This is a genomic window from Frondihabitans sp. GW821-FHT04F02, from assembly GCF_059420045.1.
Genome location: NZ_JBWKSZ010000003.1, coordinates 38864 through 52047, shown reverse-complemented (window position 1 = coordinate 52047; position 13184 = coordinate 38864). Strand labels below are relative to the sequence as shown.

Genomic DNA, 13184 nt, shown 5'->3' with positions numbered 1-13184 from the left:
CGTCGGGGTCGTCGTGGACTCTCTCGACGAGAGGATGCCGCAGGTCGGCGGCATGCCGCAGAATTTGTCCACAGGTGATGGAAGCATGAGGCATATAGTACTGATATGGTTCAACTCATGCCCTCAACCACCCCGTCCGACAGCCGACGCGGCTTCCTCGCAGCGGGCGGCCTGGCCGCGGCCGGCGCCGTCGTCGGCAGCCTCTCGTCCGCAGGGCCGGCCGTCGCAGCCGCCGATCCGGAGACCTCGCCCCGGGTCTCCGTCGACGTGACCGAGCACGGAGCCAAGCCCGACGGCAAGACCGACTGCACGAAAGCCTTTGCCGCCGCTATCGCCGCGGCCGCGGTGGTGCGAGGGCGCGTCGTCGTCCCAGCCGGCGACTACCTCATCGAATCCGTGACCGTTCCGAGCCTCGTGAAGATCCAGGGGCTGGGCGCCGATGTCAGCCGCTACGGCGCGAGCACGTCGGGCGGCGTCAACCTGAAGCACCGGGCCGCCTCGACCCAGCCCATGATGATCGTGAACGGCAACGGCATCACTCTCGAGAACCTCGGCCTCCAGGGGAACGGCTCGGCGGCCCCGCTGATCCGCGTCGACAACGGGTTCGAATCGCGCTTCGAGCGGCTCCAGCTCTCGGGAGTCGCGGGCACCGCACTCCAGGTCGAGCGGGTCAACAACAACCTCTGGACTGACGTCTTCGTCAACAACAGCGGCTCCGCCTCGGCGGCCGCGGTCGTCTTCAAGTCGCCCAAGACGGGTACCAACTCGAACACGATCACGTGCGTGAACCTGACGATCGAGGGCAGCCCCGGGCCCGCGCTCGACCTGGGCTACGGCACGTCGTCCGACTACTTCGTCGAATTCGTGCGGCTCATCGCCCTCCACGTCGAGGCGCTCCAGAAAGGAGCGGATCCGGCAGGCCTCGTCCGCATCGGCAACGTCCGCCAGGTCGAGCTGATCGCCCCGATCATCTACGGCGGTCCCGGGCCACTGGTGGTCCACGACCAGCGTGCTGCGCGCAGCATCGAGCTCTGGGGCGGCATCCGAGTGATCGGCGGCGCTCTCCTGGGGGTCGATCCCGCGCAGGCGAGCGGACCGAGCCCCGTCCTCGTCAAGCTCACCCGCGGCGACGACTTCTCACTCGCGGGCACCCGCCTGGGCCGTTTCACGAAGGCTGGCGTCGAGCTCGTCGCGACCTACGGGTCTCGGTTTCTCGTCGACCCGACCTGCCGCATTCAGAACTGGGGCGGCTCCGTGCCGCTTCTTGACCACCGCGCGACCGGATCCGGCTTCGCATGGGCGTGGCCGGCTGGCCTCTCGGTGGGCGGCGATGCCTCGTTCGCGGGACGAACGACGATCAGCGGGCATCTCTCGACGCCAGCCACACCCGAGGTATTGCCGACCGCGGCGGCCCTCGCCGGTCTGGGCAAGCCGACAACCGCGCCCACGGTGGCCGGAACCGACACGGCGGGCCGAATCTCGGTGACTGCAGGGGCGTCACCGGCGAAGGCCGGTCAGGTGCGGGTGACCTTCGCCGAGCCGTTCGAGCGGCGCCCGACAGTGATGGTGACACCGGCGACGTCATCGGGTGGTCCGCGCGGTGTCTACGTTCAAGCGTCGAAGTCGTTCTTCGACGTCTGCCTGAGCTCCGCCCTCCCAGCGCGCGGCTCGGCCGACTTCAACTACGTCGTCATCGGATGATCGACTTGCCGGGGTCAGGCCCAGCCCAGCTCGTGGAGCTTGGCGTCGTCGAATCCGTAGAAGTGGCCGATCTCGTGAACGAGGGTCACGTGGATCTCGTCTTTCAGCCCCTCGATGTCGTCGACCGCGGCCAGGTGCGGCTCGCGGTACAGGATGATGCGGTCGGGCAGCTCTCCGAAGCCGTACTGGCCCCGCTCGGTCAGGCTGACCCCGTCGTAGAGGCCGAGCAGGTCGAGCGAGCCGTCTTCGGGGCGGTCCTCCGTCACGAACGCGACGTTCTCGAGCCCATCGACCATGTCATCGGGCAGCTGGTCGAGCTCGTCGACGACGAGCCGCTCGAACTCGTCCGCGCTGATGTCGTGCATGACGTCACTCTGTCACGGAGAAGCCGTACGCCCGGTCGGAACATCGGCTTCGAGCAGGAGTTCGAGCAGGGCGCCGGCGATGACGTGCGCGTAGGCGGGCGTCATGTGAACGGCGTCGTCTTTCACCGGCGTCGTTCCGATAAAGGCCGGGCACACGTTCTGGAGACAGAACAGCGGTCGAGAGTCGACGACAGCTCCGCTGATTCCATCGAATGCGGAGCGCGTGGCGCCGGCGGCCGTCAGCCAGGCCTCGGAAGTTCGCGTGATGCACGACTGCGGAGCGCTGCGTGGCGTGTAGCACTCCTGGAGGTTGGCACCCGCCGGCGGCGGCGTCAGCGCGACGACCCTCGAGCCCGCTTCAGCGATAGCGCTGGCGAAGGATGCGGTGCCAGCTGCCCATTCGGCGGACGTCACCTCGGCGTCCGTGTCGGAGTGAACCCGCTCGACCCACGTGTTCGCGACGATCACGATGTCAGGCCTCGTCTCGGCGAGGGACGCCGCCACGGTCCGGTTGTGCCGGTCGCACTCGGCAGTCCGGCCGGCTTCGTCGGCGAGGGAGATGTCGACGAACGAGCAGCCAAAGCGTGCCAAGGCGGTGAGCTGCCAGTCGGTCGACGGCTTCTCGGCAATGTCGACGAGCGTGTCGAGGTAGCGCATGGCGACCGAGTCGCCGACGAGCGCGACAGTGGTCCCGGCACCCTCGGAGCCCCAGGTGCATTCCGACATCGGCAGGCGGGTGTCGTCGTCGGCACCGCACCGCGCGAGGCTCGTGCCCGCGCGGGTGCCGTCGAGAATGCTGTCGATCGTGGGGTCGAGCACGGGCCACGAGGTGGCGGCGAGGGCGGTGCGGATCTGCGCCTGGATCGCGTCGACGGCCGGTGTGGTCGACGGTGCCGACGTTCCTGCCGTCGTCGGTTCTGACTGGGCGAGCGGGACGACCGGCGCTTCGTCGGTCGAGCGGGGTGCAACGGCGGCAACACCTATGAGCGCGCACGTCGCCAGGGCAAGAAGGCTCAGGCCGACTGGCTTGGCTGTCTTCCCGGTGCTAGCCCGCCATGCCGCCCACCGTGCCTTCTGCGCCGACCGAGACCGCGAGGGCTGCAGCCACGGCGACGTCATCACCGGCTTCTCGACCAGGTGGTGCGACCCGACACCGAGCACGAGGGCCACAGCGATCGAGGTGATGACGGTCGCTGCCGTGCCTGCGCCGAGCAGCGTCGCCGCGAAGATGAACACGGGGAAGTGCCAGAGGTAGAGCGAGTACGAGATGTCGCCGAGATAGCGGGCGACGGGGTTGGCGAGGACGACCGGCACGGGGGCATCGCTTCGGCTGCCAGCCACGATGACCAGCGCCGTCGCTCCCACCGCCGTCGCGGACCAGGGGCCGGGCACACCGGCGTCTTCCGTGACCAGCAGGAACGAGGCGATGATCCCTGCGAGGCCCAGTCATGAGGCCGCACCGACCAGCTGCCGAGGTATTCGCCGTGCGAATCCCCGGGGTACCACCTCGTGGAGCACCGCGATCAGTGCGCCGACGCCGAGCTCCCACGAGCGGGTGAGAGTCGAGAAGTAGGCCGATGCAGGGGTGGCCTGGGTCGCCTGGACCGCGTACCAGAAGGAGGCGACCACGATCACGGTCATGACGATGGCCAGTCCGGTGACGAGTGCCCGACGACTCACGCGGCCGAGCACGGCGGCGGCGACGATCATGACCACGGGCCAGACGACGTAGAACTGCTCCTCGACGGACAGCGACCAGTAGTGCTGCAGGGGCGAGACGGGCCCCGCCGCCGCGAAGTAGTCGCTGCCGACGGCGGCGAAGTGCCAGTTGGCTGCGAAGAACGCGGCCCAGACGGCATCGACGCCGACGGAGTCGGCCCGCGCCGCATTGAACAGCCCAGGCGCGATGGCGACCGTCGCGATGAGGACGAGAGCGGCCAGGGGCAGGATCCGCTTGACCCGGCGCCGGTAGAAGTCGACGAGCGAGATGCGGCCGGCCTTCTCGTGTTCGCGAAGCAGCAGCGAGGTGATCAGGAAGCCCGAGAGGACGAAGAACACGTCCACACCGAGGAATCCGCCGACGGGCTTCTCGGTGAGGTGGTTGGCGACGACTCCGACCACGGCAAGGGCTCGGAGACCCTGGATGTCAAGTCGGACGCGTCGGGGCGCAGTTGTAGTCACAACTCAAAAGAATATCACTCACAAATCCGATATTCTACTTCGTCGCAGCCAGACTTGTGCCCCCTGTTGCGTTTTTCAGGCGCTCGCGCCTGAAGAACAAAACAAGCACGGAACCCGAAGAAGGTCCCGTCCCTACGGGACAGGACCTTCTCATTCGGGTGAGTAACGGGGCTTGAACCCGCGACCTCCTAGACCACAACCAGGCGCTCTACCAGCTGAGCTATACCCACCATGCGGCTCCGCCCGTCGAGCTGGCGAGAGCTCTTCGAACGAAGCAACTCCGAAAGTCTATTACAGTCTCGGAGCCCATTTCGCCACAACCGCGTTCGAGATGCCCTGGACGTCCTCCGTGGAGGGTCCCGGCTCGGCCACGAAGCCCGCGAGTCGGTAGTACTCGAGCTCGCGGATCGACTCGAGGATGTCGGCGAGGGCGCGGTGTCCGCCGTTCTTGGCGGGGGCGTTGAAGTACACGCGGGGGAACCAGCGGCGGGCCAGCTCCTTGATGGACGAGACGTCGACGCTGCGGTAGTGCAGGTGACCGTCCACTCGCGGCATGTACTTCGCGAGGAAGGTCCGGTCGGTGCCGATGGTGTTCCCCGCGATGGGCGCGGTACCGGCGTCGGGCACGTACTCGAGGATGTAGTTGAGCACCTCGTACTCGGCTTCGGCGAGGCTCTTGCCGTTCGGGATCTCGGTGATGAGGCCCGACGAGGTGTGCATGTTCGTCACGAACTCGCCCATGTTGTCGAGGGCGGCCTGGTCGGGTCTGATGACGATGTCGAATCCGGGGTGCACCGGTACGAGGTCGAAGTCGGTGATGACGACGGCCACCTCGACCAGTTCGTCGATGCCGAGGTCGAGCCCGGTCATCTCGCAGTCGATCCAGACCAGTCTGTCGCTTGGAGCCATGTCGCGAGTCTAGCGACGTGGAGACGACCTTCCCAGGCGGGGCCGGTGGCCTTCCTGCTGCATCCTGAACCTGGGCTGGACTCCGGCTGGTAGACATGACGAATGACTGACAACAAGCTCACCGTGGCCGAAGGCGCAGAATACGTCGTGTTCTTCGAGGGCGGCCCGAGCGACGGGCGCACCGACAAGCGCGTCTCGACCACCGGCACCTACGACGACGAGATCACCGACTTCGTGCTGATCGACGGCACCGAGACGGGGATCGTGTACACCGCGACCTCGGCGAAGATGGTCGGCGAGCAGCTCCAGGTGCACTACGCGCTCGATGCGAAGGACAGCGACCCGGTCGAAGACCCCGAAGACCGCCGCGAGAGCACCAACTGACCACCTGACCACGCACTGAACGGAATGCCTGACGGGCCCACGGAGTTGGGCCCGTCATGCGTTTAGAGCTGTACACGTCGGCGTTCTGCGGGGCGTGCCATGCCGCGCGGGGTGCTGTTGCGGAGGCGGTGGGGCTCGTTCCTGCGCTCGAGGCCTCGGAGAAGGACGTCGCGTTCTTCCCCGACGAGGCTGAGGCTCGGGGCATCGAGGCGACGCCGACGATCCTGCTGACCGATGACGACGGCGCGGAGCTCTTCCGGTCCGCCGGAGTGCCCACCGTTCCGCAGCTGCTCACGGCCGTCGCCAGGCATCTTCCCGGTTCATAGCCGTCTCTTGGGGTTCGTGCGACGACCTCATTGAGTCGTTCCGCATTCTCGGTGCATGCCCGAATTCTCCGAGCCTCTCGACCTCGACATCGTCGTGCCCGTCTTCAACGAGCAGGCGACTCTCGTGCAGAGCGTCACCGCGTTGCACGCCTTCCTCTCGCGCTCGATGGCGGAGACCTGGCGCATCACGATCGCCGACAACGCCTCGACCGACGCGACGCCCGCGCTCGCCGATCGACTGGCGCAGGAACTCGAGGGGGTCACCTCGGTCCACCTGCTCGAGAAGGGCCGTGGCCGGGCCCTCAAGCAGGTCTGGTCGCAGTCTGACGCGACCGTGCTCGTGTACGTCGACGAGGATCTGTCGACCGACCTCTCGGCGTTGAGGCCGCTGGTCGCCCCGTTGCTCTCGGGGCACTCCGACCTCGCGATCGGCACCCGGCTCGACCGCTCGTCGCGCGTCAACCGCGGCGGCAAGCGCGAGTTCATCTCGCGCACCTACAACCTGCTGCTGCGGCGCACGATGGGCGTGTCGTTCAGCGACGCTCAGTGCGGCTTCAAGGCGATCCGCCGCGACGTGGCGCAGAGGCTGCTGCCGCTCGTCGAGGACACGGGGTGGTTCTTCGACACCGAGCTGCTGATCCTCGCCGAGCGGTCGGGTCTGCGCATCCACGAGGTGCCCGTCGACTGGGTCGACGACCCGCAGTCGTCCGTCGACATCGTGGCGACGGCCAGCGCCGACCTGCGCGGCATGGTGCGGGTCGCGAGCGGCATCGCCCGCGGGACGATCCCTGTGGCGGCGATCTACGAGGAGATCGGCCGGCACCCGTACGAGCGGACGCAGCAGCCCACGTTCTTCGGGCAGGTGGTGCGCTTCGGCGTGGTGGGCGCGCTCTCGACGGCGGCGTACGCGCTGCTCTACCTCCTCTTCCAGCACGTCGTCCCGGCGCAGGCCGCCAACTTCCTGGCCCTGCTCGTGACGACCATCGCGAACACGGCGGCGAACCGGCGCTTCACCTTCGGCGTTCGCGGCGGCGGTGCGGTGAAGCACCAGGCGCAGGGCCTCATCGTGTTCGGCATCGCCTGGCTGATCACGTCGGGGTCGCTGTTCGGCCTGCACCAGGTCTCGCACGACGCCTCGGCGCACGTGGAGCTCGTCGTGCTGACGGTCGCGAACCTCGTCGCCACCGTCGTGCGGTTCGTGCTGCTGCGGGTGTGGGTGTTCCGGCGGCAGGCGAGGCCCGCGCCGGTGATCAGCCCCCGCAGAGTCATCGATGATCCTGCGCCGATCACCACCCCGACCACCGAGATCCTGACGAAAGCGAACCAGTCATGAGCACGGCGACTCTCCATCGTCCGTCCGCCACCGCAGAATCCGCCCCCGCCGGCTCGCGCGCACGTCGCGCGGGCCGCTGGCTCGCCTTCGGTCCGACGACCGCGCCGCGCTGGGAGCGGCCGGCCCTCTGGGGACTGCTCGTGGCGTCGGGCTTCCTCTACATCTGGAACCTGGCGATCTCGGGCTACGCCAACACGTTCTACTCGGCGGCGGTGCAGGCCGGCGCCTCGAACTGGAAGGCGTTCTTCTTCGGCTCCTCGGACGCCGCGAACTCGATCACCGTCGACAAGCCGCCCGCCTCGCTCTGGATCATGGAGCTGTCGGTGCGGCTCTTCGGGCTGTCGTCGTGGAGCATCCTCCTGCCCGAGGCGCTCATGGGCGTCGCCACCGTCCTGCTGGTCTACGTCATCGTGCGGCGCCACTTCTCAGCGGCGACCGCCCTGATCGCGGGCGGCGTGCTCATGCTCACGCCGGTAGCGGTGATGATGTTCCGCTTCAACAACCCGGACGCGATGCTCCTGCTGCTCATGGCGCTCGCCGTGTACCTGACGCTGCGCGGTATCGAGTCGGGCCGGCTGCGCTGGGTCGTCTGGGCTGGCGTCGTCGTCGGCTTCGGGTTTCTGACCAAGCAGCTGCAGGCGTTCGTGATCCTGCCCGAGCTCGCAGCGGTCTACTACCTCTGCGCGCCGAAGCGCTGGCTGGCTCGTCTCGGCCACCTGGCCGCGGCCCTGGGCGGTGTCGTGGCCGGCGCCGGCTGGTGGGTCGCCATCGTGTCGCTCTGGCCGGCCGACTCGCGGCCCTACATCGGCGGCTCGCAGACCAACTCGTTCCTGGAGCTGACCTTCGGCTACAACGGCTTCGGCCGCCTCACCGGCGACGAGACCGGCAGCGTCACCGGCGGCACGGGCACCGCGGGCGCCGGATCGTGGGGTGCCACGGGCATCACGCGCCTCTTCGGGTCGGAGATCGGCGGCCAGATCACCTGGCTGCTGCCCGCCGCGCTCATCGTCATGGTGGCCGCCTTCGTGGCCCTCGGGCGTCGTCAGCGCATCGACGCCCGGCGCGCGACGCTCCTGCTGTTCTCGTCGTGGCTCGTCGTCACCGGCCTGGTGTTCAGCTTCGCCGGTGGGATCTTCCACCCGTACTACACGGTCGCTCTAGCCGCACCGCTCGCCGGGACCCTCGCCATCGGCGGCTCGATCCTCTGGAAGGCCGGGACCGCGCACTGGTGGCCCCGTGTCGTGCTGGCCGTCGCCATGCTCGTCACGGCGGCCTGGTCGTACGTGCTGCTCGCCCGCGCCACGGACTGGCTGCCGTGGCTGAAGTTTGTCGTGGTCGCGGCGTGCGTCGCGGCCGCGGTGCTGCTGCTGGTGCCGGGCGTGCGGCGTCGTGACGAAGTCGCTGTATCGGCGGGTTCCGGGTCGGGAGGGGCCTCGTCTGCCGCGACGCCTGCGCCCGCACCGGGGGAGTACCCGGCTCCGGTGGGCCAGGCTCCGGCCGGCGGCATCGCGCCTCCGACGCCACCGCGGGTGCGTGGCCGCGCGCTTGCCGCCAGCACTCTCGTGCTCATGCTGGTCGGCGGACTCCTCGGCCCTCTCGCCTACTCCCTCGAGACGGCGTCGACGGCGCACACCGGCTCGATTCCGTCGGCCGGCCCGGCGGTGGCCTCGTCGCGCGGCGGGTTCGGCGGCGGCGGTCCTGGCGGTGGCGGCAACGGCGGCGGCTTCGGCGGTCAGCGCGGCACGGTCGGCGGCGGCACCGGCACTGCCCCGGGCGGGTTCGGCGGCGCGGGCGGAACCGGCGGCACCGCGCCCGGCGCGACCGGAGGCACGGGCGCAGGAACCGGCCCCACCACCGGCGGCTTCACCGGTCGGGGCGCCGGGGGCTTCGGCGGCGCCGGCGGCATCTTCGGCGGCACCTCGACGGTCTCCTCGGCGTTGACGAAACTCCTCCTGGCCGACGCAGACAAGTACACGTGGGTCGCAGCCACTGTCGGATCCGACAACGCCGCGAAGCTCCAGCTCGCGACCCTGCACTCGGTGATGCCGATCGGAGGCTTCAACGGGAGCGACCCGTCGCCCACCCTGGCGGACTTCAAAGCCGACGTCGCCGCCGGCAGGATCCACTACTTCATCGGCGGATCGGTCGGCACGTCGAACGGCGGAAGCGACGCCTCGTCGACGATCGCGGCGTGGGTGCGGTCGAACTTCGCCTCGCAGACCGTCGGCTCTGACACCGTCTACGACCTGACGAACCCGCTCACGGAGTGATGCGCTCGCTCGATCCCGAGGGGTACCTGGCTCGCACGGTATCGTGGATGCCGACGCCCTCGTAGCTCAGCGGATAGAGCAGGAGCCTTCTAATCTCTTGGTCGCAGGTTCGATTCCTGCCGAGGGCACCGGACCCCAGGCGCGGCGACGCCGCTTTCGCCTCGCGACACCGGCTTTCGCCGGTGTCCTGGGGCGAAAGCGGTGTCGCCGGTCGTCCGAGCCTGCGTCAGGACGCCGGCTGCTCCGCCGCCTCCGGGCTGGTGCGGCGGCGCACATCATGCGCGCTCACGGGCGAGCTGTAGGCGGGCTCGCGCAGACGCTCGACCTCGGCCGTGTCGGTGTGGTCGGCGGGCTCGTCTGCGGCGACCGGGCTCGCGGGTGCGGCACTGGAGGTGGAAGCCGTCGCAGCCGACACGGTGGCCGTCTCCGCGGAGACCGGGGCGGCGCTCGTCGCGTCGGCGGACCCGGGCGTGGGCGCCGGGGTCGGCGCGGCCGCCGGGTTCGGCGTGGCAGCCGGGTTCGGCGCGGCCGCCGGGGGAGCGAACGACGGCAGGTCCGTGCGGCGCGCCGACGCCTCCGCCGACAGCCCCGACGCCTCGGCCGACGGCCCCGCGGGCGCGATCGGCGCGGCTTCGGGCTCCTCCGCCTTCCATCGCTCGATATCGCCCTGGAACAGCCGCTTCGCCCGGCTCGGCTTGGCCTGCCACTCGACGAGCCGGTCTCGCACGTCGGCGAAGGTCTGCTGCGACTGGAAGCTGAACGTGGCCGAGTTCGAACGGATCGACGCGATCTCGTGCTCCGACCAGGCGGCGGCGAGGCCCGCACCCGAGACCGGGAGCAGCCGGAGACGGATGCCGGCCTCGTCGGCGAGCAGCGTCGCGTGGGAGCGCTCATCGGTTCCGAGCGTCGACCAGTCGACCGAGCGGCGCGCGGCGGCTACCAGTGACGTCACGGTCGCCGCCTTGGCCTCGCGCTCCCGGACGTCGAGGATGCGCTTCGACATTCCGCGGCCGATCAAGGCTGCCACGATGCCGGCGACGACGATCGCGACGAAGGGAAGGACCGTGGTGGTGATGACCCGCGTTCCCTCGGCGGACGAGATCCAGTCGATGGCGCTGTTGAACCAGTTCATGCCGCGCAGGCTAGCCCATTCGTACCCCGGTGGCGGGGAACGGAGGCCGCGGTGTCGCGATTAGGCGACCGCCCCGAGTTCCTGCGCTGGATCGGGCCTGTACCCCGAAAGCGACGAGAGGATCAGGCGAAGCGGAAGCAGTCGGTCGCGTCGGAGCGGCTCCAGAACTCGCCGATCTCGATGAAGCGGCGCTGGCGCGGCAGGAAGCGCTTGGCGCGGAACCGCTCGCCGTCGGGGTGCTGGAAGCTCTCGACGTAGCCGAGCACCTCGCCGGTCGGCCGGGTGACCCGCACGAGGCCATCGTGAAGCTGCACGAGCTTGAGCCCGCTGCGAACCTCGGAGAGGCTGCGCACGTCGGCCCCGGCTGGAGCTGAGACGGCCGGCGCCGTCGCGTATGCGCCCTGGGGAGTCGTCGTGGTGAATTCGATGGTGGTCATGGGTGCCTCTTCTCGCTGTCTGCCGGCCGTCTGGTGGGAACGGTTCGAACATACGTGCGACCACCGACATTCGGAGAGCAGGCGAGGGAGAGTAGGTTCGACGCATGACGACTTTCACGCTTGCTGGTGGCTGCTTCTGGTGTCTCGACGCGGTGTACCGCTCGCTGCAGGGCGTCTCCGACGTCGTCTCGGGCTACACCGGCGGCGTCGCGGCGAACCCGAGCTACGAGGCCGTCTGCACCGGTTCGACCGGCCACGCCGAGGCGGTCCAGGTCACCTTCGACGAGTCGGCGATCCCGGCCGACGTCATTCTCGACGTGTTCTTCACGCTGCACGACCCCCGCCAGCTCAACCGCCAGGGCGCCGACGTCGGCACCCAGTACCGCTCGGCCATGTTCTACACCGACGACGCCCAGAAGGCCGTCTTCGAGGCCGCGCTCGAGCGCGCGTCCGAGGCGTGGGACGGCGGTATCGTCACGACCCTCGAGCCGCTCGGCGACTGGTACGACGCCGAGGAGTACCACCAGGACTTCTTCGCCAAGAACCCCGGCCAGGGCTACTGCCTGGCCGTCGCGCTGCCGAAGGTCAACAAGATCCGCAAGTCGTACGGCAAGTACGTACTCGCCTCCTGAGGCGCGGCATCGGGCCGCGCCCGACACAGTAAGGAGCTCAATGATGAGCAGCAGCACCAGCACCAGCACCACCAGCCCCACGTGGGTCGCATTCGGTCCCGCCGGCGTCGTCGGGTCCATCCACCGCACCGACGACGGCTTCGCCATCCGGATGTCGTCCGAAGGCGCGTATCACGGGGCGTTCCCGACGCTGGACATCGCCAAGAGCGCCGTCCACGCGGCGCTCGGGCCGGGTGTCGACCGTCCGGAGTTCAGCGAGCACTGATCGACTCCACGGCGAATCCTTCTCCACAGGCGGCCGACGGGCCCGATTCATCCACAGATCGGATCGGATCCCGTCGGCCGTCGTCGCGTCCGGCGACGCTTAATCCATGACAGATACGATCTCGCTCACCGGCACCATCGCCACCCAGCTCAAGAGCCTCCGCACCCCCTCGGGCATCAGCATCGCGCGCTTCCGGCTCGCGTCGAGCCAGCGCCGGTTCGACCGGTCGCGCAACGAATGGGTCGACGGCGAGACCAACTGGTACACGGTCACGGCATTCCGGCAGCTCGCCGACAACGCCGGAGCCTCGCTCGGCGTCGGCGACCGCGTCGTCGTCGCCGGCCGTCTCCGCATCCGCCAGTGGGAGAAAGACGGCAAGAGCGGCACGGCCGTCGAAGTGGATGCCGAGTCGCTCGGCCCCGACCTGCTGTTCGGCACCACGACCTTCAGCCGCATGCAGCGCCCCGAGGCGTCTCCCTCTGAGCACCCGCAGGCGCAGGAACCCGACTCCGCCGCCGATCCCGCCGCCGCCACGACCCCCACCCCGCCGGGCCCGGGCGCGGAGCCGCCGTCGGCCTTCCCGTCCGCGCCGCCCGCCGACCCCGCCTCCGCCTCCGACTGGGGTGCGCCCCGTGACGACGAGCAGCCGTTCTGAGGCGCGCGGGGCCCGCCCCCGTACACTCGGAACGTGGCTCTTCGACTCTCGCGCGCTCGCACGGCTGGCCTTGCGGCTGTCGCCGCGGCCGTCGCCCTCGGAGTGGCCGGCTGCACCGCGGGCCAGCAGACAGTCGACCCGACGACCACGTCGCCGCCCACCGGCTCGTCGAGTGCGATCTCGGCCCCGACACCGAGCGCTGTGCCGACATATTCGGCCGATCTCACGTCGGCGGAGGCCCACACGCTGCTCGATCGCACGATCAAGCAGCTGCTCGCGAAGAACGACAACCCGGACGGCCGCACGGTCGTCGACACGCTGACGACGGCCGGCTTCTCGAAGGCGTCGATGGAGCTGACGCCCGATACGACCTCGATCGGCCGGACGGTCGATTCGATCGAGTTCTCGGTGCTCTGGAAGAAGAAGGTCTGCCTCCTCGGGCAGGTCGGCACCGCGGGCTTCTCGGGCGGCACGGCTCCCGTGCTGTCCACCGGCAAGTGCCTCGTCGGCACGACCCGCGCGATCGACTGGTAGCGCTCCGGAGCCTGCTCGTCGACCGGGCCCGCATCCGCCCCGGCGAACCCTCACTGCAAC

Annotated in this window: 15 protein-coding genes and 2 tRNA genes; 10 read left to right on the top strand and 7 right to left on the bottom strand. The window is 69.4% G+C overall.

Annotated elements, in window-relative coordinates:
• Positions 1-117 precede the first annotated feature (117 nt).
• A complete protein-coding gene (locus AC07TY_RS08890; protein WP_494785086.1) occupies positions 118-1701 on the top strand; it encodes a glycosyl hydrolase family 28-related protein in 1584 nt (527 codons plus the stop codon).
• Positions 1702-1715: 14 nt separating this feature from the next.
• Here AC07TY_RS08890 and AC07TY_RS08885 read toward each other — a convergent pair whose 3' ends face one another.
• The 5 genes from AC07TY_RS08885 to orn all read right to left on the bottom strand — a co-directional run bounded on the left by AC07TY_RS08885 (position 1716) and on the right by orn (position 5156).
• On the bottom strand, positions 1716-2066 hold the full coding sequence (locus AC07TY_RS08885) for a metallopeptidase family protein (protein ID WP_123506111.1): 351 nt from the start codon (positions 2064-2066) through the stop codon (positions 1716-1718).
• 12 nt (positions 2067-2078) lie between these two features.
• Positions 2079-3407, bottom strand: a complete 1329-nt coding sequence (locus AC07TY_RS08880) for an acyltransferase family protein (protein WP_494785085.1) — start codon at positions 3405-3407, stop codon at positions 2079-2081.
• Positions 3408-3512: 105 nt separating this feature from the next.
• Positions 3513-4247, bottom strand: coding sequence for an acyltransferase family protein (locus AC07TY_RS08875; RefSeq protein WP_494785084.1), 735 nt, complete (start codon positions 4245-4247; stop codon positions 3513-3515).
• A 157-nt stretch (positions 4248-4404) separates the two neighbouring features.
• Positions 4405-4477 (bottom strand) — tRNA-His (locus AC07TY_RS08870).
• A 61-nt stretch (positions 4478-4538) separates the two neighbouring features.
• Complete coding sequence (gene orn, locus AC07TY_RS08865) at positions 4539-5156, bottom strand: oligoribonuclease (protein ID WP_494785083.1); 618 nt, start codon at positions 5154-5156, stop codon at positions 4539-4541.
• 102 nt (positions 5157-5258) lie between these two features.
• Between orn and AC07TY_RS08860 the strand changes: the two genes are divergently transcribed.
• The 5 genes from AC07TY_RS08860 (at position 5259) to AC07TY_RS08840 (ending at position 9597) form a co-directional block, all read left to right on the top strand.
• Entirely contained in the window at positions 5259-5540 is a 282-nt protein-coding gene (locus AC07TY_RS08860) for an oligoribonuclease (RefSeq protein WP_123506108.1), read from the top strand.
• A gap of 56 nt (positions 5541-5596) precedes the next feature.
• Positions 5597-5866 carry a thioredoxin domain-containing protein gene (locus AC07TY_RS08855; protein ID WP_488625832.1) on the top strand — a complete coding sequence of 90 codons (270 nt, stop codon included), beginning with the start codon at positions 5597-5599 and terminating at the stop codon, positions 5864-5866.
• A gap of 55 nt (positions 5867-5921) precedes the next feature.
• On the top strand, positions 5922-7199 hold the full coding sequence (locus AC07TY_RS08850; RefSeq protein ID WP_123506106.1) for a bifunctional glycosyltransferase family 2/GtrA family protein: 1278 nt from the start codon (positions 5922-5924) through the stop codon (positions 7197-7199).
• A complete protein-coding gene (locus AC07TY_RS08845) occupies positions 7196-9469 on the top strand; it encodes an ArnT family glycosyltransferase (protein ID WP_494785082.1) in 2274 nt (757 codons plus the stop codon). The genes AC07TY_RS08850 and AC07TY_RS08845 overlap by 4 nt, the downstream gene beginning before the upstream one ends.
• Positions 9470-9524: 55 nt before the next feature.
• A tRNA-Arg gene (locus tag AC07TY_RS08840) sits at positions 9525-9597 on the top strand.
• Positions 9598-9695: 98 nt separating this feature from the next.
• Here AC07TY_RS08840 and AC07TY_RS08835 read toward each other — a convergent pair.
• Positions 9696-10601 (bottom strand): hypothetical protein, encoded by a 906-nt coding sequence (locus AC07TY_RS08835; RefSeq protein ID WP_494785081.1) that lies wholly within the window; start codon positions 10599-10601, stop codon positions 9696-9698.
• Between the two features lie 122 nt (positions 10602-10723).
• On the bottom strand, positions 10724-11038 hold the full coding sequence (locus AC07TY_RS08830; protein ID WP_494785080.1) for a hypothetical protein: 315 nt from the start codon (positions 11036-11038) through the stop codon (positions 10724-10726).
• Positions 11039-11142: 104 nt separating this feature from the next.
• On the opposite strand from AC07TY_RS08830, the gene msrA reads away from it, so the two are divergent.
• The 4 genes from msrA (at position 11143) to AC07TY_RS08810 (ending at position 13124) form a co-directional block, all read left to right on the top strand.
• On the top strand, positions 11143-11670 hold the full coding sequence (gene msrA / locus AC07TY_RS08825; protein WP_123506103.1) for a peptide-methionine (S)-S-oxide reductase MsrA: 528 nt from the start codon (positions 11143-11145) through the stop codon (positions 11668-11670).
• Between the two features lie 43 nt (positions 11671-11713).
• Positions 11714-11935: a methyltransferase gene (locus AC07TY_RS08820; RefSeq protein WP_494785079.1), complete on the top strand. Its 222-nt coding sequence runs from the start codon at positions 11714-11716 to the stop codon at positions 11933-11935.
• Positions 11936-12041: 106 nt separating this feature from the next.
• Complete coding sequence (locus tag AC07TY_RS08815; protein WP_123506101.1) at positions 12042-12590, top strand: single-stranded DNA-binding protein; 549 nt, start codon at positions 12042-12044, stop codon at positions 12588-12590.
• 33 nt (positions 12591-12623) lie between these two features.
• Entirely contained in the window at positions 12624-13124 is a 501-nt protein-coding gene (locus tag AC07TY_RS08810; protein ID WP_123506100.1) for a DUF6993 domain-containing protein, read from the top strand.
• Positions 13125-13184: the final 60 nt, after the last annotated feature.